The organism is Pseudomonas sp. GW458-11-26-14-LB4 (genome assembly GCF_059423925.1).
The window spans coordinates 71,316-92,028 of sequence record NZ_JBWKYU010000018.1 but is presented as its reverse complement, the minus strand read 5'-3'; the positions used below and the strand labels follow the sequence as shown (position 1 = coordinate 92,028).

The window sequence follows — 20,713 nt, the reverse complement described above, 5'->3', positions numbered from 1 at the left end:
GATGCTCCGCGTCACTCCCAAAGCGGACGCAGAGCGTCAATGGCGGCATTCCCACGCAGAGCATGGGAACGATCACACGCTCGGATCAAAGCGACCGCGCAATGATCTCCTTCATGATTTCATTGGTGCCGGCATAGATCCGCTGCACCCGCGCATCCGCCCAGGCCCGGGCCACCGGGTATTCCCACATGAAACCGTAGCCGCCATGCAGCTGCACGCACTCGTCGAGCACCTTGCATTGCAGGTCGGTGCCCCAGTACTTGGCCATCGCCGCCGTCGGCACGTCGAGCTTTCCTTGCAGATGCAGCTCCAGGCAGCGGTCGACGAACACCCGGCCGATCTGAATCTCGGTGGCCATTTCCGCCAGTTTGAAGCGGGTGTTCTGGAAGTCGGCAATCGACTTGCCGAACGCCTTGCGCTCGCGGGTGTAATCCAGCGTCCATTGCAGCGCCGCCTCGGCTGAAGCCAGACCGCCAATCGCCACGGTCAGACGCTCCTGCGGCAGTTCCTGCATCAGATAGGCAAACCCTGCCCCGGCCTGACCCAGCAGGTTTTCTTTCGGCACTCGCACGTCCTGGAAGAACAATTCCGACGTGTCCTGCGCCTTCATTCCGACCTTCTCCAGGCGCTTGCCCTTGTCGAAGCCCGGCGTGTTCGCCTCCACCAGAAACAGGCTGGTGCCCTTGGCGCCGGCCTTGGGATCGGTCTTGGCGACAACGATCACCAGATCCGCCAGGAAGCCATTGGTGATAAAGGTTTTCGAGCCGTTGATCACATATTCGTCGCCATCCAGCACCGCCGTGGTCTTGACCCCTTGCAGGTCGGAACCGGCACCCGGCTCGGTCATGGCGATCGCGGTGACCATCTCGCCGGACACCAGTTTCGGCAGGTACTTCTGCTTCAGCGCCTCGCTGCCGTAATGCAGGATGTACGGCGCAACAATGTCCGAATGCAGCGAGAAACCGATGCCGGTCAGACCCAGCCGCCCCACTTCCTCGATGACAACCGCGCTGTAAAGAAAATCTGCGCCCAACCCGCCGTATTCCTCCGGCAGGTGCGAACAGAGCATCCCCGCCTCCCCCGCCCTGTTCCACAGTTTGCGGTCGATGTAGCCTTGTTTTTCCCATTGCCCATGGAACGGCACGGCCTCTTTTTCGAGGAATGTTCGTACGCTGTCGCGGAACAATTCGTGCTCGGAGCTGAACAAGGTTCTGGGAATCATGCGGCACCTTTTCTTTATTGTTGGAGGGATCAGACCTTCAGAGACTAAGCCTCGCTTCCGATACAGGACACTGGACACATCCGACAAAAAATAAGACGATCCAGCCGTCTGGTGACCACTTTCCCTTATAAAAACAAAAGTTGAATTATGCCCAAGCAAGTCTCCACGCCCTTGCGGCGCGTCAGCATCCTGGCGATCGACCGGGTTTTCGCTTCCACCCTCATGCAAGCCAAGGATTTCTTCCATCTGGCCAGCCTGCGTTACGGCAAACAACTGGGCCACGGCCTGACTCCGGCGTTCGAAACCCGCCTGGTCAGTCCCGACGGCAAACCGGTGAACAGCTTCAGTGACGTGGTCATGCCGGTGGACGGTGGCCTGGAAAACGCCGACGTCATCATCCTCCCGGCGTTCTGGGACGATTTCGATACGCTGTGCCAACGTTATCCACAGATCCTGCCGTGGCTTCGCGAACAGCATGCCCGGGGCGCCGTGCTCTGCGGCGAGGCCACCGGGGTGTTCTGGCTGGCCGAGGCCGGGTTGCTCAACGGCAAGGAGGCGACCACCTACTGGCGCTTCTTCAACGTCTTCGCCGAGCGTTTCCCGCAGGTCTACCTGAATCAGGACAAGCACCTGACCGACGCCGACAACCTGTATTGCGCCGGCGGCACCACCTCAGCCTGCGATCTCTACATTTATCTGATCGAGCGCTTCTGCGGCGCCAATGTGGCCCAGGCTGTGGCCCGCGACATTCTCTATGAAGTGCAGCGCAGCTACGCCCCGGGACGCATTGGTTTCGGCGGTCAGAAGTTGCACCAGGACGTGATCATCCTGCAGATCCAGCACTGGCTCGAAGAGCATTTCGCCGACAAATTCCGCTTCGAAGACGTGGCCCGCGAGCACGGCATGAGCATTCGCAATTTCATGCGCCGCTTCCAGACTGCCACCGGCGACAAGCCGCTGCACTATCTGCAACGGCTGCGCATCGAGACCGCCAAGGGCTTGCTCTCCGGCAGTCGCAAGAGCATCAAGACCATCAGCTACGAAGTCGGCTACGACGATGCGAGCTTCTTCGCACGGCTGTTCCGCCAGCACACCGAACTGTCGCCGAACCAGTACCGGCAGCAGTTCCAGCAAGCTGCCTGACGATTCGACCAGACACAAAAAAGGGCCTGCATCTGCAGGCCCTTTTTGTTTGCCGAATCCGCTTAAGGCTTGTGTGCCCGGGACAGGAATTCGTGGGATTGCATCTCCAGCAGACGGCTGAGGGTGCGCTGGAACTCGAACGTCAGGCGTCCGCCGGTGTACAGGTCTTTCAACTCGACTTCGGCAGAAATGATCAGTTTGACGTTACGGTCGTAGAACTCGTCGACCATGTTGATAAAGCGACGGGCGATGTCGTCGGTGGTGACGCTCATCTGCTCCACGCCACTGAGCAGCACGGCGTGGAAGATCTTGCCCAGTTCGATGTAGTCGTTCTGGCTGCGTGGGCCGTCGCACAGCTCGCGGAAGTCGAACCAGGCCACGTCATCGCAAGTACGCAGGGCACGGATTTCGCGGTTCTCGATGATCAGCACATCGTTTTCCACCGCCGCCGTGCATTCCGGCGTCAGCGCGCGGAAGCTCTTGCGCAGGCTTTCATGGGCGGCTTCGTCGAGCGGGAAATGGAACAGCTCCGCTTGTTCGAGGTGGCGCAGACGGTAGTCGACGCCGCTGTCGACGTTGACGATCTCGGTGTTCTGCTTGATCAGCGCGATGGCCGGCAGGAAGCGCGCGCGTTGCAGGCCGTCCTTGTACAGGCCGTCCGGCACGATGTTCGACGTGGCGACCAGGGTCACGCCGTTCTTGAACAGTTCTTCCATCAGCGTGCCGAGGATCATGGCGTCGGTGATGTCGGAAACGAAAAATTCATCGAAGCAGATGACCCGCGACTCAGTCGCGAAGCGCTTGGCGATGATGGTCAGCGGGTTTTTCTCGCCGCCGAGGGTCTTCATCTCTTCGTGCACGCGCTTCATGAAGCGGTGGAAGTGAGTGCGGGTCTTTTCCTTGAATGGCAGCGCTTCGAAGAAGGTGTCCACCAGGTAGGTTTTGCCGCGACCCACGCCGCCCCAGAAGTACAGGCCCTTGACCGGCGTCTGATCCTTTTTGCCAAACAGCTTGCCCAGCAAACCCGGCTTGTTCTGCTCGGCCGCGATCAGATCGTCGTACAGGCGTTGCAGATGACGCACGGCAGTTTCCTGCGCCGCATCATGGAAGAAGTCCGGGCGTTTCAGATCAGCTTGATATCGTTCTAGGGGCGTCATAATTCGTTAGCAAGGCAACAAAAACGGGCCGTCACTGTAGCGATGGCCCGTGGGAATGGCAATCGGCCCTTGGTCGGGCCGGCCCGTTGATTATTCCTGAACCGGTGTCAGAGCGACCCGCAAGGCCTCGACGGCCGCATCCCGCGCAGCCACGTCGGCGAACGCCGGGCTGTCGCCAACGCACTCGCCTTCCAGCCAGACGCTGAAGCTCAGCTCTTCGCTGCGCACATCCAGCGCCTGACCCGATTGCAGCTGCTTGGTCACCTGACCGGCGGTTTTACCGTCGGCGAAGTTGCGCGACAGCAGCAATTGCTCGCCGTCGGCCGCCAGCAGACGGAAACGGAAGCTGCCGTCGTCTTCACGGAAGCTGACGAAACGTGCGGCTTTCGCGGCTTTCTTCTTGGTGGTCGCGGCCACCTGAACCTGATTGACGAAGGAGCGCAGGCCGACCGCTTCACGCAGCTCGTTGAGGAACGGCGTCGCCACCGCACGGGCCTTTTTGGCGCCGTGTTGCAGGATGTCTTCCAGATCTGCCGGACGCTCGATCAACTGGTGATAACGCTCGCGGGACTCGCCCAACTCGTTGTCCAGCAGCTGGAACAGACGGTTCTTCGCCTCGCCCCAACCCAGACCGCCCAGCAGTTCGCTGCGGAATTCGTCGGCCTGCGCCGGCGTGGAGAAGGCCTGGAACAGAGTGAACAGGTGCGAGTTGTCCGGATCTTTCGCTTCGCCCGGCGCGCGGGAGTCGGTAACGATGCGCGAGATCGCGTCCTTCATTTCCTTGGCGCTGGAGAACAGCGGAATGGTGTTGTCGTAGCTCTTGGACATCTTGCGACCGTCCAGGCCCGGCAACGTGGCCACGCTTTCCTCGATCAGCGCTTCGGGCATGGTGAAGAACTCCTTGCCCTGGCCGAACAGGTGGTTGAAGCGCTGGCCGATGTCACGGGCCATTTCCACGTGCTGGATCTGGTCGCGGCCGACCGGCACCTTGTGCGCGTTGAACATCAGAATGTCCGCCGCCATCAGCACCGGATAGCTGTACAAGCCCATGGTGATACCGGCATCCGGGTCTTCGCCGGTCTCGACGTTCTTGTCCACCGAAGCCTTGTAGGCGTGGGCGCGGTTGAGCAGGCCTTTGGCGGCAACGCAGGTCAGCAGCCAGGTCAGCTCGGGGATTTCCGGAATGTCGGACTGACGGTAGAAGGTCACGCGATCCACATCCAGGCCACCGGCCAGCCAGGTCGCGGCGATTTCCAGACGCGAGCGCTGGATGCGCAGCGGGTCATCGCACTTGATCAGGGCGTGATAGTCGGCCAGGAAGTAGAACGAGTCGGCATTGCTGTCGCGGCTGGCGAGGATCGCCGGGCGGATGGCGCCGGCGTAGTTGCCCAGGTGCGGGGTGCCGGTGGTGGTGATGCCGGTGAGGATGCGGGTACGGTTCGTCATGGGTAATCGCTTGTCAGACTGCAATCAATTCGAGAGACGCGGCAGGATCAGATCCTTGAGATCGGTCAGCTTGCCATGAAAAAAGTGTCCGCATTCTGCCACTTTCAGCAGCTCATGGGGGCGCGGGAGTTTTTCAGACCAGTCGTAGACCAGCTGCGGATCGATCACTTCATCGGTTTCCGGCTGGATCACGGTCAGCTCACCCTGCTGCGGCAATTGATCCTGATTGCCCAGACGCATCACCGCCGGCGCGACCATGAACAGATGCTTGAGCGCGATGCCCCGGGATTCGAGACGACCGCCGAGACTTGCTGCAACAAATCCGCCGAAGGAGAAACCGAACAGGGTCAGCGGCAGATCCGGGTGTTTTTCCAGCAGCCATGCGGCGGCGGCCTGGGCGTCGTCGACTTCACCAGTGCCCATGTCATGGGAGCCTTCGCTGGCACCGACGCCGCGATAGTTGAAGCGCAAGGTGATCAGGCCGGCGTCGCGTGCGGTGCGCTGCAGGGTCGAGACGACCTTGTTGAGCATGGTGCCGCCCTGCACCGGGTTCGGGTGGCAGATCAGCGCTACGCCGCGGGGCTGCTCGTTGTCCAGATACAAAGACTCAAGTTGCCCCACCGGGCCATCAATCACTACAGGGGTTTCACGCATCAGCAAGGAAGGAACTCCGTGACCTCGAATCGGGTCGACTCGTCTAGCAAATTGTCTGTGCCAGTCTATTGCGAGTGAATCGCGGTATACAGCGCAGGTTCGAGCCGTTAACGTAAAGCAAAGCCGTTTATAGAGGAAGGACTCGTGGAACACTCGCTCTTAGTTTGGTTGTTACCGACTCTTGCCCTGGTTGTGGGTGTCGCCATTGGTTTCCTGATCGCTCGCGTTGCGCCGAACGCCGCGCCCAGCCGCACGCAGCGTCAACTGGATGATATTCAGGAACGTTTCGACAGTTATCAGAACGAAGTGGTGACCCACTTCAACAGCACCGCCAATCTGGTCAAGAAGCTGACCCAGAGCTATCAGGAAGTGCAGGATCACCTCGCCGAGGGTGCCAACCGCCTGGCCCTGGACGAGCAGACCCGTCAACGCTTGCTGGCCTCGCTGCACGCCGACGCGGCACAGGCCCCACGGGAACGCCTGACGCCACCACGGGATCAGGAACCGCCGCGTGACTACGCGCCGAAGACCCCGAACTCGCCGGGCATGCTCGACGAGCATTACGGCCTGAAGAAGTAATCAGCCTTCACGCCAACAAAAAGCCCCCGGACAATCACTTGTCCGGGGGCTTTTTTGTACCTGACGGTTACGGGTACTGCTGAACCGTGCCCGGTTGTTGCTGACCACCGTACTGCTGGCCAGGGATGGCTTTGAGGTTGACCTCGACACGGCGGTTCTGCGCCCGGCCGTTGACGTCACCGTTGCTGGCAATCGGATTATCCGGACCGGCACCGCGGGCGCTCAGGTTGGCACCGCTGACGCCTTGCGAAGTCAGGTAGGTCGCCACGCTCTGCGCACGACGCTGGGACAGGTCCATGTTGTGCTGACGACTGCCAGTGCTGTCGGTGTAACCGACGATTTCGATCTGGTTCTGGTTGAACTCTTTGAGCGAGTTGGCCAGGTTGTTCAGCGGCTGATAGAAGCTGGAAGCGATGTTCGCCGAATCGGTGGCGAACGTGATGTTGCCCGGCATGATCAGCTTGATCTGGTCGCCCTGACGCTGCACTTCAACCCCGGTGTTGGCCATGCTGGCGCGCAGTTTTTTCTCCTGCTGGTCGGCGTAGTAGCCGTAACCGGCGGCCGAGGCACCGACGACGGCTGCGCCGATCAGCGCACCCTTGCCGCGGTTGTTGTGGTCGATGGCGGCACCGGCCAGCGCGCCGGCCAGCGCACCGAGGCCACCGTACTTGGCGGTTTTGCTCATGCCCTGGGAGCCACCGTCGGCCTGACCCTGATTGTCATACGGGTTGGGCGAGGCGCAGCCGGACAAGACGGCCACGGCAGTAGCGACAATAATCAAACGACGCGTGGTGAACATGGAGTGCTCCTACATTTTGCATTCTGTGGTGCAGCGGCCATTGGCAACTGGCCCGTGCGGGCGTTGGATCATGACAATGCACAAAAATTCCGCCGGGCACCCGTGACAAAATGTTTAGGCACGCACAAACGGGTTCTCGCGCATCTCATCCCCCAGACGCGTATCCGGACCATGCCCGGCTACAACGGTCGCGTCTTCATCCAGGGTGTATAGCCGTTGCTTGATCGATCGCACGATGGTCGCCTGATCGCCGCCCCACAAATCCGTGCGCCCTACTCCGCGACGAAACAGCGTGTCGCCGGCAATCAACAGCTTAGCCTCGGAAAACCAGAAGCTCATGGAACCTGGCGTATGCCCCGGCGTGTGCAGCGCCACGCCACAGCCGCAGGCCAGCTCTTCATCATCGCTCAACCAGCGATCGGGAGACGGCACCGGGGTGTAAGGCACGCCGAACATCTGGCACTGCATCTCGAGGTTGTCCCACAGGAACTGATCCTCTTTGTGCAGATGCAAGGTGGCGCCGGTCTTCTCTTTCATCTGTCCGGAAGCCAGAAAGTGGTCGAGGTGCGCGTGAGTGTGAATGATGCTGACCACTTTCAGACCGAGGGCATCGAGCCGGGCCATGATCAGGTCAGGGTTGCCGCCCGGATCGACGACAATGGCTTTTTTGGTGATCGGATCCCCGATGATCGTGCAGTTGCACTGGAGCGGGCCGACGGGGAAAGTTTCGCGAATGAGCGCGGGATTTGCAGCGGTCATGGGAGATCCTGAACAGACATTGAAGACAGTGCGCAGAGGCTGATTTCCGCCATTTTACGTTGTTGGCTCGCAGGATGCCGACACAGCGCAAAACAGCAGATTCAGTTCAACACCCCCAACTCTTTCGCCCGCGCCACCGCTTGCGTGCGCCGTTCCACACCCAGCTTGCTGTTGATGTGACTGGCGTGCGTTTTCACGGTGTGCAGCGAGATGAACAGCTGATCACTGATTTCCTGATTCGAGCAGCCCTGAGCGATCAACCTCAGGACGGCGAGCTCACGACTGCTGAGCGATTCGGTCGTCGTGGATTCCGCTGCAGGACGAGCCGGCGCCTGGGGGAAATGTTCCAGCAATTGCTGACCGGCAGCTGTCGGTGCAGTCAGTGACAGTTGCCCGCGCAACCAGTCAGCATGCTCTTTGACCAGCACATCGAAAGGTTGCAGGACGCCGCCGGACGCCGCTTCCAGTGCCTGACTCAATGCCTTGCGCGCTTCAGGCTCACGATTGTTTGCCAACAGCAACACCACTTTTTGCGTCAGCGCCATCACGCTGAGCAGTTGCCGTCCGGTTTGCTGGCCGTTCTCCAGCAGCACGTTCAATCGCCCTTCGGCGAGCATCGGTTGCCCCTGTATGACGTCCAGCAACGCCTGTTGCAGCTCGACGTGCAAGGGCAGTTGCGGATGAAATTCCGGCGGTGCCGCCGCGTATTCACCGGTGTAGGTCTGGCCCAGTCGCGCCAGCCAGGCTTCGGCCAGATCGATACGCCCCTGAGCCAGCCACAGCTCACATTTGACCAGGGTGATCATCGCCAGGTAGTAGATCGGCGGGACATCCCATATGTGCATCAGCCTTTCGGCTTCGGCCAGTTCGGCGAAGGCCTTGGCGAAATCGCCGCTGCTGCCGTCGAGCCGGGCGATCACGCAGTGGCCAATCAGCACGCTGATGTCACGACAGGCCCTTGCTTCAGTCAGGCCCGCCTGCAATCGCGCCCTTGCCGCCTGAGGCTGCAATCGCATGGCCAGCAGAAAACCCTCATACAGCGTCAGTCGCGCACGCACGGCGTACAAACGCTGCGCGGACAATCCGCGCAAGCGCTCCAACCCTTGGCGCACTTCATCGAGCGCACGCAGGATTTCGCCGCGGGCCTGCAGGACGCGGGCACGATCATAATGCGCCAGCGCCTCGAATAAGGGATTGCCGACCCGCTGCGCCAGCTCAAGCGACTCGCGGTTCAGGCCCCGTGCACGCCACAGATCGCCGTCGGCAATCGCCAGGTTGGACAGGGTCGAGAGGCACATCAGGCGTTGGCCGTAACGCTTGGCCGGCAGGCTTTCCAGTGCTTCGCTGCAATACTCGATGGTCTGCTCGCGATGGCCCCGCCCGCGGGCGATGATGCCCTTGAGCGCCAGCCATTGAGCCAGCATGGATTTCTGGGCGGTGGCCGAAGGTGCCGGCAGAAAACGACTCAGATGACTGGCGAGTTCTTCGGCCGCATCAAGCTGACAGGCCAGCCCCAGCGCCCAGCTGTACAACACGATCAGGCGCGGGGTGCTGATCAGCAGGCTGTCGGGCAGGTCCATTTTCCAGCGCAGCAGCATGCCGACGTTTTGCTCGGCCAGCAGTTGTTCCTCGGACAGGTTTTGTACCAGATTGGCCGCGACGTCCAGATGCCCTGCGCGCAGCGCCTGCTCGACAGCTTCATCCAGAAGGCCCTGGGCATTGAACCAGCGGCAGGCGCGCAGATGCAGCGTCGCGGCCGGCACCAGTGCCCGGGCGATAGGCCGGCTGCGCAACAGGTCGGAAAACAGGTGGTGATAACGATACCAGTGCCCATGCTCGTCCAGCGGCACGAGGAACACCTGATGCGCCAGCAGGAAACGCAGGATTTCCGCACTGTCGTGGGCTTCGCGCACCGCGTCGCACAGCTCGCTGCAAAAGCGTTCCTGCGGCGCGGTGTCATAAAGAAACGCCTGGACCTCGGCGGGCAGGCAATCGATGACTTCTTCCAGCAGATATTCGCGGATCAGCCCTTCCCCGCCGTTCAACGCTTGTGGCAAGGCTGATTCGGTGCCGACTTCAGCGATCGCCAGCAGCCAGAAACGCAGCCCGGCCACCCAGCCTTCGCTGCGCTGGATCAGGTTTTCCAGCGCTTCACCGCGCAGGGAACTGCTGTGACGATCAAGCAGTGCCAAGGCTTCGTCGTGGGTCAGGCGCAGGTCCTGTTCGTGCAGTTCCAGCAACTGGCGCGACAGGCGCAGACGTGCCAGGTGCCAGTCCGGGCGCTGCCGACTGGTGACCATGACCACCAGGCCGTCCGGTAAATGATTGAGGAAAAATTGCAGGCAACGGTCGAGCACCGGCCCTTGAGCGAGGTGGTAGTCATCCAGTACCAACAGCAGCGGAGCCGTCGGTTGCAGATGCAGCGCCAGTTCATCCAGCAGGCCGTCGAGCCATTCTTCGAACGCAAACGGCTGATGACGTTGACGCATTTTCAGCAGTCCCAGTGCCCGGCTGCCCAATTGCGGAAAATAGTCCTGCAGACCTTCGAGCAGTCGCTCGAGAAACCGCCCCGGATCGTTGTCCCGCGGACTCAGACCCAGCCACAGGCTTTGCCAGTGCGCCGGCAGACTCTGACAGAACTCCACCGCCAGCGAGCTCTTGCCGAACCCGGCCGGGGCGCTGACCAGCAACAAACGCCCTCCGAGCCCGGCGCTCAGGCGCTCGCACAAACGGGGTCGCAGCACGTAGCCGTCGGGTAGCGGCGGACGGAAAAAACGTCCGTCCAGTGCCGCGACGGCAACGCTTGCAGGGCCCGGAAGTGGGGACAGATCAGTCATGGCCGGCTCTTGTTTGTAGGGCTGTTGGCGGCGTAGCAGATGCCCGCAGACTAGCCTTAAACGGAGCGGTTATGAAGGTCGTTGCTACAAATGGCTACAAAAAGGCTACGGAAAAAGCGACAGGCAAAAAAACGCCCCGAACCGGTCGGGGCGTTTTAACGAGGATGCGGCCTCGGTTTACAGGAGCTTAGCGAATACCGTCCTGGCGCAGGGCTTGGGGCGTGAAGTCTGCGGTGGTTGCAGTGAAACCGAAGTCATACGCCGATTTCTCTTCGTTCTTCATGCCCAGAGCCAGGTAGCGGCCGGACTGCAGGTCGTAGAGGGTTTCCAGGGTGTACCAAGGCACCTGCACGTTGTAGTAGTCCTGGGAGTGAGCTTCCGCCACGCGCCACAGTTGGTTGCGACCGTCATAGTGATCGATCACGGCCGCTTGCCAGGTGTCTTCGTCGATGAAGAAGTCACGCTTGGCGTAGATGTGACGCTGACCTTCCTTCAGGGTCGCGGTCACGTGCCAGACGCGACGCAGTTCATAGCGCGCCAGATCCTGGTTGATGTGCCCGGCCTTGATGATGTCGGCATACTTGAGCTTTGGATCGTCGAGCTTGTAGCTGTCGGAGGCGATGTACATCTCTTGCTTGCCGACCAGTTTCCAGTCGTAGCGATCCGGTGCGCCGTTGAACATGTCCAGGTTGTCGGAAGTACGCAGACCATCCGCCGCGGTACCCGGGCCGTCATAGGACACTTGCGGTGCGCGGCGCACACGACGCTGACCGGCGTTGTAGACCCACGCCGAACGCGGTTCCTTCACCTGATCGAGGGTTTCGTGCACCAGCAGTACACCACCGGCCAGACGTGCCGGCGCGGTCACTTTCTGCTTGAAGTAGAACAGGATGTTGCCCGGGTTCGCCGGATCGTAATCTTTCATCTTGTCGCGGAACACGAACTGGTCCTGGAAATACACCAGGCTGAACGAGCCGTTCGGTTGCGGCGTGGCCTGGGTCACCAGACGGGTCACGCTGCCGCCGCGATAGCGGGTGATGTGGTTCCAGATGACTTCCACACCGGTTTTCGGAATCGGGAACGGCACGGCGGTATCGAAGTTTTCCAGGCCGTTGCCGCCCGACACCAGCGTCGTGGTGGTGGCGTTCTTCTTGATGGCGGCGAATACCGCATCCGGCACGGTGGCACCGCGATGGGATGGGTAGACCGGCATCTTGAAGGTATCAGGGTAACGCTGGAACATCGCGTACTGACCCGGCGCGAGCTTGGCCTTGTACTGATCGACGTTCTGTTTGGTAATGGTGAACAGCGGTTTTTCACTGGCGTACGGGTCGGACAGGAAGCCTTTGCTGTCGACAGTACCGGCGTTCTTCGGCATCGGTTTCCAGGCCGGGATCGAGCCGTCGGCGTTACCGGCCATTTCGGCGCCCATCGGGGTCAGGCTCTTGCCCAGTTTGTCCGCTTCGGCGGCAGGCACTGCCGCCATGACGCCGGTCGCCAGCAGCGACAGGCCCAGAACACCGGCGTGGAACAGACTCTTTGTTATTTTCATAAATTCGTTCGTCCTGAATGCAGTGCTTAGAAGTTCACGCCGAGGCTGAGCGCCACGAAGTCGCGGTCATCCACGGTGGTGTACTTGCCGTCGAAGAAGTTGGTGTAAGCCAGGCTCGCGGTATAGGTGTTCTGGTACTCGGCATCGACGCCCAGGCTCACCGCCTTGCGACCTTCTTCAAAGTTGCCGCCAGGGCCTGGCGAGTAGCCGCTGACGTCATGGGACCAGGCCACGTTCGGCTTGAGGTTCACGCCGGCGAACACGTCGTTGTATTCCCAGATGGCGCGACCGCGATAACCCCAGGACACCGACGTGGTGAAACCGTCATTGTTGCAATTGCGGCTACGGTTGTTCTGTGGGGAACCTGGCCCGGCGCCATTGATGGTGCCGTTGTTGAGGATGTTGACGCAGGTGTTGGTGCCGCCGGTGGCTGGCAATTCGCCCGGGCCGAAGACCGGGTCGCGGCCATAGCGCTTGTCGGATCGGCTCTCCAGACCGCCCACGTAAGTCGCGCCCACTTCACCCACCAGCGTCAGACGGCTCGCGCCCATGACCTGATCGAAGAAGTGCGTGAAGGTGGTCTGCAGTTGAGTGATTTCCTTGCGCTCGTAACCGTGCAGATCCTGACCCGGCACGCCGTCGAGCAGCGATGCGTTCGCAAACGTGCCGCCCAAGGGACGCACACCGGCGAACAGGATGTCGGTAGAGTTCAGTTGTACCGGCGCATTCGGACGGTAGCTGATCTCACCGCTCCAGGCGGTGCCGGTAGGCAGGGTGGTGGAGAAGCTCAGACCGTACAGGCGGATGTCTTCTGGATACTCGACGAAGTAGTTCGAGTTGCCTGCAACCACCAGCGGCCCCAGGGCCCGGAATGCTGCCGGCAATGCCGCCACGCCGTTGTAGACCGATTGCGGTGCACCCGTGGCGCTGAAGATCGGCGCACGGCTGTGATAGTTCATGAAGTAGGCACCGAACTCGGTGTCCAGTGGCTCGAACATGTATTTGAGGGACGCGCCCCACTGACCGCTGTCTCGGGCATCCCGATCAGGACCGCGACGTACCAGCACGCCTTCCTCGTTGACGTCGACGCCGTTGGCTGCCAATGGCCCCAGGGCAATGGCCGGGATCTGCGAGCGCTTGTTCAGCACGCGCAGGTTGTCGGTGCAGCCGTCGGCAATGATGTCCGGCTGGGAGAAGAAGGTCCCGCAGTTGTCGACGACGGTCTGGTCCCACTCGAGCTGATAGAAGGCTTCGGCGGACAGGTTTTCGGTCAGGCTCTGGGACACGTAGAACATGTTGACCGGGATCAGGCCTTCCTTGATCTCGGCGCCTGGACGACGGAACGCGGACACGTCGATCGGGTTGATCGAGTTGATGCCGCCGCCGATGAAGGTACTTTCACCCCAGCTCACCACCTGTTTGCCCAGGCGCACGGAGCCCGGCTGATCGGCGATCGAATAGTTGTGGTAGACGAAGGCATCGAGGATCTGACCGCCGGCGGACTTGGCGCCTTCCTTGCGGTTGCTGTCGCTGATGTCCTTGAACTCGCGACTCTCGTCCTTGAGTTCGAAGTCGTACCAGTACTTGCCACGGACGAACACGCCGGTGTCGCCGTATTTCAGTTCGAGGTCATGGATGCCCTTGAAGATCTTCGAGAACGTTTCGCCGCTCTTGAAGTTGGCATGGCCGTCGTCGGAAGTCTGGGACAGACCGTGACCGCCGTTGTTGACGCCGATGAGGTTCTTGTTCGGGCTCTGGGTGGACCAACTGGCACCGATCGACAGGGAGGAGTCGAACTGGCCTTCGATTTCACCGACGTTGAAACTGACGCCGAATGCGGGCCCGGCGAGCGAAGAAGCAAGACTGACGGCCAGAGGCAGCTTTGCCCGGCGCCAGAACTGGTTTACTGAGGTCATCGACGCTACTCCATGTGCATTATTGTTATGGCAGTGAGTACTTTTAAAAACGCCTGAAGGACCGGGCGCCAGAGGCTTCCCGAGATCGCTTCAATGTTGCATCGCCCCGTTTGTGCGTGTGCCCCGTTCTTAAAAATCCTTGAGCGGACTATAGCCAGCAGGTGGTACTGCTTGATCCCTCTAAAGTGTGATTTGCAGCTGCCGGCCACTCTGGAACAGTCCTTTCGCCAGTCCGACACATGTCGGCACGGCAAGGATGGCTGAAAATTCGAATTTCACAAGCCAAGCGCTTGCTTGGTGGGTCTGGCGCGCCGTTTTCGGCGCGCCAGAGGAGGCTCAGAGCGTCGAGAGGAAGGTGCTGTTGTTGGCCTGCCATTCGGTGATGTCGAGGCGGATGCGCTTCTTGTCGAGCTTGCCGACACTGGTCTTGGGAATTTCAGTAACAAGCGCGATCTGGCTCGGAATCGCCCACTTGCTCAAGTGCCCCAGTTCAACGAATGGCTTGAGGTGTTCCTTGAGCTCGCGCGCCCCGATGGCGTGCCCTTCGCGGACCACCAGCAAGGCAAACGGACGCTCGCCCCACTGCGGATCGGCGATGCCCACCACTGCTACTTCACGTACCGCGACGTGACGGCTGATCAGGTCTTCGAGGTCCAGCGAGGAGATCCACTCGCCGCCGGTCTTGATCACGTCCTTGATCCGGTCGCGAATGTCGATCACGCCCATGCTGTCGAGCGTGGCGACGTCGCCGGTGTGCAGCCAGCCGCCGGCCCACAGCTCGGCGCCCTTCTGCGGTTCGTTGAAATAACCCTCGGTCAGCCACGGTGCACGCAACACCAGTTCGCCCTGGGTCTCGCCGTCCGCCGGGAGGAAATTGCCCTCGGTGTCGACAATCGCCGCTTCGACCAATGGCCCCGGCACGCCGGCCTTGATGCGGTAGGTGGTGCGCTCGTCTTCGGTGCCTGCCATCAATTCATCGTTGAGGTGCGCGCACGAGACCAGCGGCCCGGTTTCCGACATGCCATAGGCGGCCGTCAGTTGAATGCCCTTGCTCTTGGCTGTTTCGTACAGCGTACGATTGAGCGCACTGCCGCCGATGACGATTTTCCAGCCGCCAAAATCGGTGCCTTGCGCGCCCTTGGCGTTGAGCACCATCTGCAGGATGGTCGGCACACAATGGGAGAATGTGACCTTTTCCTTGCGCCACAACTCGACCAGAAACTCCGGGTCGTAACGCCCCGGATAAACCTGCTTGAGCCCGAGCATTGTCGCCACATACGGCAGACCCCACGCATGCACGTGGAACATCGGGGTGATCGGCATGTACACGTCGTTGGTGCCCAGCAGCCGCACGCTGTCGATGGCGCCCATGATGGTCGACACGCCCATGGTGTGCAGCACCAGTTGCCGATGGGTGAAGTACACGCCCTTCGGATTGCCGGTGGTGCCCGTGGTGTAAAACGTAGTGGCGACCGAGTTTTCGTCGAAATCCTGGAAGTCGTACTGCGGACTCGCGGCCGCCAGCAGTTGCTCGTACTCCCCCACCAGATTCGGCAAATCCGCGGTTTTTTCCGGCAGATCAGTCAGCAGCAGGGTTTTCTCCACCGTGGTCAGGTGTGGCGCGATGGCCTGGTACAGCCCGACAAACTCGCTGTTGACCAGCACGAAGCGGTCCTCGGCGTGGTTCATGGTGTAGAGGATCTGTTCCGGCGACAGGCGCACGTTGATGGTGTGGATCACCGCGCCGATCATCGGAATCGCAAACATGCACTCGAGGTAGCGATGGCTGTCCCAGTCCATCACCGCCACGGTGTCACCGGCCTTCACGCCGGCCGCCGTCAGTACGTTGGCCAGCCGCGCGACCCGCTCGATCAGGGTCGGGTAGCTGTAGCGCAGCTGGTCACGGTAGATGATCTCGCGGGTTTTCTCGTAACGGGCGCCCGACATCAGCAGCCGTTTGATCAGCAGTGGATACTGGTACGCCCCTTCGGCGGGCGGAATAACGCGAGTCTGCAACATAAGAATCCCTTTTCTGACTGCACGGTGTTGGCTTTGGAGTTTCGTACTCTAGAACCGTTATACGTCAGCCAAATCAGCCAAAGGAATGATTTGCAGAGCCGTACAAATGCTAGCTTTGCGCCAGCATTTGCCGAAACAGATGACAGCCCAGAAGGATCAATGCATCTCGGTGAACGCGAGTTTCACGCCGATGGCGATCAGCACCGCGCCCATGGTGCGGTCGAACCAGTGGCCCATGCGGGCGAAACCGGCGCGCACGCGCTGCTGGCTGAACAGCATGGCCACCAGGCAGAACCAGGTGGCGGTCGCGACGGCGAGATAAATGCCGTAACCGGCCTGGACTGTCAGCGGGGTGTGCGGGTTGATCACCACGGTGAACAGCGACAGGAAGAACAGCGTGGCTTTCGGGTTCAAACCGTTGGTCACGAAGCCTGAGGTGAAGGCGCCCCGGGCGGTGCGCTCGCCAGCTTCTTTGTGCAGGTCGTCGGTCACGGTTTTCGCCGGTTGCGCACGCAAAGCCTTGAAGCCGATGTACAGCAGGTACGCGGCGGCCGCCCATTTCAAGGCGTTATACAATACGATCGATTGGGAGACGATCAGCCCGATTCCCAGCAGCGAATAACCCACGTGCAGGAAAATCGCCGTGCCCACGCCCAACGCGGTCCAGGTCCCGGCGCGTCGACCATGGGTCACGCTTTCGCGCACCACCACGGCGAAATCAGGACCGGGGCTGGCGACGGCCAACACGTGGATCAGGGCAACGGTCAAGAATTCGGTCCAGTACATGGGGGCTCCTTTCGGCCAAGCGTAACGAGTTGTTTCATCTGGTAGGCTCGGCAGATTACGCCTTCCCTTCAAAGCACAACAGGTACAGTTGATGACGAACGCCCACCGCGCCGTATTCCTCGATCACCCGTCGCTGGATCTTGGCGATCTCGATCTGAGCCCTTTGCGTGACTGCTTCAGCGATCTGCAACTGTTCGCCCAGACGTTGCCTGCGCAGGTGAGCGAACGCCTGCAAGGTGCGACCGTGGCAATCAGCAACAAGATCCTCATCGACGCCGACGCCATGGCCGCCAACCCACAGTTGAAGCTGATCCTGATCACCGCCACCGGCACCAACAACGTCGATCTGGCCGCCGCCCGCGCCCACGGCATCACGGTGTGCAACTGCCAGGGTTACGGCACGCCGTCGGTGGCGCAACACACGATCATGCTGTTGCTCAACCTCGCCACACGCCTGGCCGATTATCAAAAAGCCGTCGGCGAAGGCCGCTGGCAACAGGCGAAACAGTTCTGCCTGCTGGATTACCCGATCGTCGAACTGGAAGGCAAAACCCTGGGTTTGCTCGGTCACGGCGAACTCGGCGGCGCGGTCGCGCGTCTGGCCGAAGCCTTCGGCATGCGCGTGTTGCTGGGACAGATTCCGGGGCGCCCGGCCCGTCCGGATCGTCTGCCGCTGGAAGAACTGTTGCCGCAGATCGACGCCCTCACCCTGCACTGCCCGCTCAACGAACACACCCGGCATTTCATCGGCGCCCGCGAGCTCGCCTCGATGAAACCCGGCGCGTTCGTGGTCAACACCGCCCGGGGCGGGCTGATCGACGAACAGGCCCTGGCCGACGCCTTGCGCAGCGGTCATCTGGGCGGCGCGGCCACCGATGTGCTGAGCGTCGAGCCGCCGACCAACGGCAATCCGTTGCTGGCTGCCGACATCCCGCGCCTGATCGTCACCCCGCACAACGCCTGGGGCAGCCGCGAAGCGCGGCAGCGTATCGTCGGCCAACTGGTGGAAAACACCCAGGCGTTCTACAGCGGTAAGGCGCTGCGGGTCGTCAGTTGATAAACTGCGGCACTTTTTTTTCACAGGAGCAGTTATGGATCCGCGCAGTGAAGTACTGCTTCGTCAGGCCGAGTTATTCCAGGGTTCGGTGTTGCTGGCCGGTTTGCCTGCCGATGATCTGCTGGGGCGCCTGCCCGATGCGTTTGGCTGGTGCTGGCACGCCGGCGATCAGGCCGCACTCGAAGCCCGCTTCGCAGGCCGCAGCCATTTTGGCGTGAACGTCCCGGAACGCGAATTCACCAACGCCGTGGTGTTCCTGCCCAAGGCCAAGGACCTGACCGATTACATCCTCAACGCCGTGGCTTCGCGCCTGGCCGGGCGTGAGGTGTATCTGGTCGGGGAAAAGCGCAGCGGTATCGAAGGCGCCTCCAAACAGCTCAACCCGTTCGGCAAGCCGCGCAAGCTCGACAGCGCGCGCCATTGCCAGCTGTGGCAAGTGACCGTGGCTAATGCTCCCGAAGCCAAACCGCTGGAAAGCCTGGCGCAAACCTACGAACTGCCGCTGGCCGAAGGCCCGTTGAAAGTCATCAGTCTGCCGGGCGTGTTCAGCCATGGCCGACTGGATCGCGGCAGCGCCCTGCTGCTGGAGCACCTGGACAAACTGCCAAGCGGTCATCTGCTGGACTTCGGTTGCGGCGCCGGCGTACTCGGTGCGGCGCTCAAGCGTCGTTACCCGCACAATCAGGTCACGTTGCTCGACGTTGATGCCTTCGCCGCCGCCAGCAGCCGGCTGACCCTGGCGGCCAACGGTCTGGAAGCCGAGGTACTGACCGGTGACGGCATCGACGCCGCGCCGATGGGTTTGAACGCGATTCTGAGCAACCCGCCGTTCCACGTCGGCGTGCACACCGATTATTTCGCCACCGAGAACTTGCTGCGAAAAGCTGCCAAACATCTGAAAAACGGCGGCGAACTTCGCCTGGTTGCCAACAGTTTCCTGAAGTATCAACCGTTGATCGAAGAGCATCTCGGAGTCTGCGCGATCAAGGCCGAAGGGAATGGTTTCCGGATTTACCGGGCCAAGCGCGGCTGAAAATTAGCACTTGCCGAATGGATTCTGCCTAGGCAGAATCCGCTCCGTCCTAGGGGAGTAGTCTCCCACGAGCGCCAAGCTCGTCCGGCATACGTCAACATACTTGATCCTCAGATCATGGCGTATGCGACCCAAGCGTCCGCAGCAGACGGATCGCAGGGTTTGACAAGACCTATGACACGCACACCTTACCCGGGGCGGGAAGGCTGTACGTGTCATAGCCGTGTCGACCCGCCCCTTAGGAAATCCTGATGCTGGACTCGTTACTCGTTCCCACCGCAATCGTTGCCTTGGCCGAAATCGGCGACAAGACGCAACTGCTCGCGCTGATTCTCGCCGCTCGCTTCCGCAAACCCTGGCCGATCATTGCCGGTATCGTCGCTGCGACCCTGGCTAACCACGCGGCAGCCGGTGCGGTCGGCGCCTGGTTCGGCAGCTTCTTCTCCGATTCGGTACTGCACTGGATTCTTGCCGCGAGCTTTGCCGCCACCGCTCTGTGGACGCTGGTTCCGGACAAGATGGATGACGATGAAGCCAGCACCGCTCGCAAGTTCGGGCCATTCCTGACCACGCTGATTGCGTTCTTCCTCGCGGAAATCGGCGACAAGACTCAGATCGCCACCGTCATGCTGGCCGCGCAATACCCGGAGCTGTGGCTGGTGATTATCGGTACGACGGCGGGGATGCTGATCGCCAACGTGCCGGTGGTACTGGCGGGTAATTTTGCGGCGGAGAAACTGCCGCTGACCCTGATCCGTCGACTGGCCGCCTCGGCGTTCCTGATCCTCGCGATCGTCGCGGTGTACAAGGCGATGCAGAGCAGCGGCTGGGTTTGATCCGGCAGATCGCTCCCGCACCGAGTGCGGGAGCGATCATGGTTTCAGGACTTGGGCGCTTTCTCGTAAAGCGGCATGACCTTCGGAATCGCCGCTTCCAGCGAAGCGATCCGGCTGGACGACGCCGGGTGAGTGCTCATGAACTCCGGAGGGGCCCCTTCGGATGCCTTGCTCATCTTGTTCCACAACGTGATGGCGGCGTTCGGGTTGTAGCCGGCACGAGCTGCCAGTTCCAGACCGATCAGGTCGGCCTCGTTTTCGTTGGCGCGGCTGTTGGGCAGCGTCATGCCGTAGTTGGCCACAGTGTCGGCCAGCGCCAGGCTGTCCTGACCCAGGCCGAGCAACGCACCGGCACCCTGCTTGGCCATTTCGATGCCATAGGCCTTGGACATGGCTTCACGACCATGCTCGCGCAGGGCGTGGGCGATTTCATGGCCCATGACCGCGGCGATTTCATCGTCGGTGAGCTTCAGACTGTCGATCAGCCCGGTGTAGAAAATGATCTTGCCGCCAGGACCGCAGTTGGCGTTGAGCTCGTCACTCTTGATCAGGTTCACTTCCCATTTCCACTGCGCCGAATCCGGACGGAAATTCGGTGCTTGGGCGATCAGCCGGTTGGCGATGGCCTGAATGCGTTTGGCATCGTTGCTGGTCTTGTCCAGCACGCCTTTGCTGGACGCCTCGCCCACGGTCTTCTGGTAGGACTGGGCATACATCTGGTCGACCTCTTGCGAGGACAGCATGCTGAACATGTACTGCTTGCGCTCCACGCCCACGGCACCGCCGCTGGTGGTGTTGACCGACTGACAACCGGCCAGCAACAGCGCTGCGCTCAGTGCACTTACAACCAATGTCTTGTTCATTCAAAAGCTCCCTGAAAACCTGCCGCGTATCCTAGGCGGGTAATTGTATCGACGC

Annotated in this window: 17 protein-coding genes and 1 riboswitch; of the genes, 5 read left to right on the top strand and 12 right to left on the bottom strand. The window is 61.1% G+C overall.

The features are described 5' to 3' along the window. Positions 1-85: 85 nt before the first annotated feature. On the bottom strand, positions 86-1,222 hold the full coding sequence (locus tag AC07XZ_RS21945; RefSeq protein ID WP_102687548.1) for an acyl-CoA dehydrogenase family protein: 1,137 nt from the start codon (positions 1,220-1,222) through the stop codon (positions 86-88). A 246-nt stretch (positions 1,223-1,468) separates the two neighbouring features. Between AC07XZ_RS21945 and AC07XZ_RS21940 the strand changes: the two genes are divergently transcribed. After that, positions 1,469-2,365, top strand: a complete 897-nt coding sequence (locus tag AC07XZ_RS21940) for a GlxA family transcriptional regulator (protein ID WP_173892775.1) — start codon at positions 1,469-1,471, stop codon at positions 2,363-2,365. Between the two features lie 62 nt (positions 2,366-2,427). Here AC07XZ_RS21940 and zapE read toward each other — a convergent pair whose 3' ends face one another. The 3 genes from zapE to AC07XZ_RS21925 form a co-directional block, all read right to left on the bottom strand. After that, the gene (zapE, locus tag AC07XZ_RS21935; protein ID WP_085606932.1) at positions 2,428-3,522 is read right to left on the bottom strand and encodes a cell division protein ZapE; all 1,095 of its coding nucleotides are present in this window, start codon (positions 3,520-3,522) and stop codon (positions 2,428-2,430) included. A gap of 90 nt (positions 3,523-3,612) precedes the next feature. Next, complete coding sequence (locus AC07XZ_RS21930; protein WP_102687546.1) at positions 3,613-4,968, bottom strand: tryptophan--tRNA ligase; 1,356 nt, start codon at positions 4,966-4,968, stop codon at positions 3,613-3,615. 24 nt (positions 4,969-4,992) lie between these two features. Further along, a complete protein-coding gene (locus tag AC07XZ_RS21925; RefSeq protein WP_102687560.1) occupies positions 4,993-5,622 on the bottom strand; it encodes an alpha/beta hydrolase in 630 nt (209 codons plus the stop codon). A gap of 144 nt (positions 5,623-5,766) precedes the next feature. Between AC07XZ_RS21925 and AC07XZ_RS21920 the strand changes: the two genes are divergently transcribed. Continuing rightward, a complete protein-coding gene (locus AC07XZ_RS21920; RefSeq protein WP_007956803.1) occupies positions 5,767-6,201 on the top strand; it encodes a Z-ring associated ZapG family protein in 435 nt (144 codons plus the stop codon). 67 nt (positions 6,202-6,268) lie between these two features. Here the strand turns inward: AC07XZ_RS21920 and AC07XZ_RS21915 are convergent, their stop codons facing one another. The 7 genes from AC07XZ_RS21915 to AC07XZ_RS21885 form a co-directional block, all read right to left on the bottom strand. Then, positions 6,269-7,000: a YiaD family glycine zipper/OmpA-like lipoprotein gene (locus AC07XZ_RS21915; protein ID WP_007956806.1), complete on the bottom strand. Its 732-nt coding sequence runs from the start codon at positions 6,998-7,000 to the stop codon at positions 6,269-6,271. Between the two features lie 114 nt (positions 7,001-7,114). Continuing rightward, entirely contained in the window at positions 7,115-7,759 is a 645-nt protein-coding gene (locus tag AC07XZ_RS21910; RefSeq protein ID WP_085745362.1) for an MBL fold metallo-hydrolase, read from the bottom strand. A gap of 101 nt (positions 7,760-7,860) precedes the next feature. After that, complete coding sequence (locus tag AC07XZ_RS21905; protein ID WP_085745363.1) at positions 7,861-10,596, bottom strand: winged helix-turn-helix domain-containing protein; 2,736 nt, start codon at positions 10,594-10,596, stop codon at positions 7,861-7,863. Positions 10,597-10,783: 187 nt separating this feature from the next. Further along, complete coding sequence (locus AC07XZ_RS21900; protein WP_085745364.1) at positions 10,784-12,148, bottom strand: DUF1329 domain-containing protein; 1,365 nt, start codon at positions 12,146-12,148, stop codon at positions 10,784-10,786. Between the two features lie 26 nt (positions 12,149-12,174). Beyond that, positions 12,175-14,064, bottom strand: coding sequence for a DUF1302 domain-containing protein (locus AC07XZ_RS21895; RefSeq protein ID WP_085745365.1), 1,890 nt, complete (start codon positions 14,062-14,064; stop codon positions 12,175-12,177). A gap of 336 nt (positions 14,065-14,400) precedes the next feature. Beyond that, the gene (locus AC07XZ_RS21890; protein WP_085606947.1) at positions 14,401-16,083 is read right to left on the bottom strand and encodes a fatty acid--CoA ligase; all 1,683 of its coding nucleotides are present in this window, start codon (positions 16,081-16,083) and stop codon (positions 14,401-14,403) included. 156 nt (positions 16,084-16,239) lie between these two features. After that, positions 16,240-16,869: a LysE family translocator gene (locus tag AC07XZ_RS21885; RefSeq protein ID WP_102687545.1), complete on the bottom strand. Its 630-nt coding sequence runs from the start codon at positions 16,867-16,869 to the stop codon at positions 16,240-16,242. Between the two features lie 91 nt (positions 16,870-16,960). Here AC07XZ_RS21885 and AC07XZ_RS21880 point away from each other — a divergent pair, with 91 nt between their 5' ends. From AC07XZ_RS21880 to AC07XZ_RS21870, 3 genes are all read left to right on the top strand, one after another. Beyond that, positions 16,961-17,926 (top strand): 2-hydroxyacid dehydrogenase, encoded by a 966-nt coding sequence (locus tag AC07XZ_RS21880; RefSeq protein WP_102687544.1) that lies wholly within the window; start codon positions 16,961-16,963, stop codon positions 17,924-17,926. Between the two features lie 34 nt (positions 17,927-17,960). Continuing rightward, positions 17,961-18,959, top strand: coding sequence for a methyltransferase (locus AC07XZ_RS21875; protein ID WP_102687543.1), 999 nt, complete (start codon positions 17,961-17,963; stop codon positions 18,957-18,959). Between the two features lie 39 nt (positions 18,960-18,998). Continuing rightward, positions 18,999-19,123: riboswitch (yybP-ykoY riboswitch) on the top strand. A gap of 87 nt (positions 19,124-19,210) precedes the next feature. Then, positions 19,211-19,795: a TMEM165/GDT1 family protein gene (locus AC07XZ_RS21870; RefSeq protein ID WP_007956837.1), complete on the top strand. Its 585-nt coding sequence runs from the start codon at positions 19,211-19,213 to the stop codon at positions 19,793-19,795. Between the two features lie 44 nt (positions 19,796-19,839). Here the strand turns inward: AC07XZ_RS21870 and AC07XZ_RS21865 are convergent, their stop codons facing one another. Then, positions 19,840-20,658 (bottom strand): M48 family metallopeptidase, encoded by an 819-nt coding sequence (locus tag AC07XZ_RS21865; RefSeq protein ID WP_085700865.1) that lies wholly within the window; start codon positions 20,656-20,658, stop codon positions 19,840-19,842. Positions 20,659-20,713 lie beyond the last annotated feature (55 nt).

Bases quoted from the DNA above. Each gene is read 5' to 3' on its own strand.
- AC07XZ_RS21880 (WP_102687544.1), top strand. From the start codon at position 16,961: ATGACGAACGCCCACCGCGCCGTATTCCTCGATCACCCGTCGCTGGAT.
- AC07XZ_RS21875 (WP_102687543.1), top strand. From the start codon at position 17,961: ATGGATCCGCGCAGTGAAGTACTGCTTCGTCAGGCCGAGTTATTCCAG.
- AC07XZ_RS21865 (WP_085700865.1), bottom strand. From the start codon at position 20,658: ATGAACAAGACATTGGTTGTAAGTGCACTGAGCGCAGCGCTGTTGCTG.
- zapE (WP_085606932.1), bottom strand. From the start codon at position 3,522: ATGACGCCCCTAGAACGATATCAAGCTGATCTGAAACGCCCGGACTTC.
- AC07XZ_RS21915 (WP_007956806.1), bottom strand. From the start codon at position 7,000: ATGTTCACCACGCGTCGTTTGATTATTGTCGCTACTGCCGTGGCCGTC.
- AC07XZ_RS21905 (WP_085745363.1), bottom strand. From the start codon at position 10,596: ATGACTGATCTGTCCCCACTTCCGGGCCCTGCAAGCGTTGCCGTCGCG.
- AC07XZ_RS21900 (WP_085745364.1), bottom strand. From the start codon at position 12,148: ATGAAAATAACAAAGAGTCTGTTCCACGCCGGTGTTCTGGGCCTGTCG.
- AC07XZ_RS21925 (WP_102687560.1), bottom strand. From the start codon at position 5,622: ATGCGTGAAACCCCTGTAGTGATTGATGGCCCGGTGGGGCAACTTGAG.
- AC07XZ_RS21885 (WP_102687545.1), bottom strand. From the start codon at position 16,869: ATGTACTGGACCGAATTCTTGACCGTTGCCCTGATCCACGTGTTGGCC.
- AC07XZ_RS21890 (WP_085606947.1), bottom strand. From the start codon at position 16,083: ATGTTGCAGACTCGCGTTATTCCGCCCGCCGAAGGGGCGTACCAGTAT.
- AC07XZ_RS21930 (WP_102687546.1), bottom strand. From the start codon at position 4,968: ATGACGAACCGTACCCGCATCCTCACCGGCATCACCACCACCGGCACC.
- AC07XZ_RS21910 (WP_085745362.1), bottom strand. From the start codon at position 7,759: ATGACCGCTGCAAATCCCGCGCTCATTCGCGAAACTTTCCCCGTCGGC.
- AC07XZ_RS21945 (WP_102687548.1), bottom strand. From the start codon at position 1,222: ATGATTCCCAGAACCTTGTTCAGCTCCGAGCACGAATTGTTCCGCGAC.
- AC07XZ_RS21895 (WP_085745365.1), bottom strand. From the start codon at position 14,064: ATGACCTCAGTAAACCAGTTCTGGCGCCGGGCAAAGCTGCCTCTGGCC.
- AC07XZ_RS21870 (WP_007956837.1), top strand. From the start codon at position 19,211: ATGCTGGACTCGTTACTCGTTCCCACCGCAATCGTTGCCTTGGCCGAA.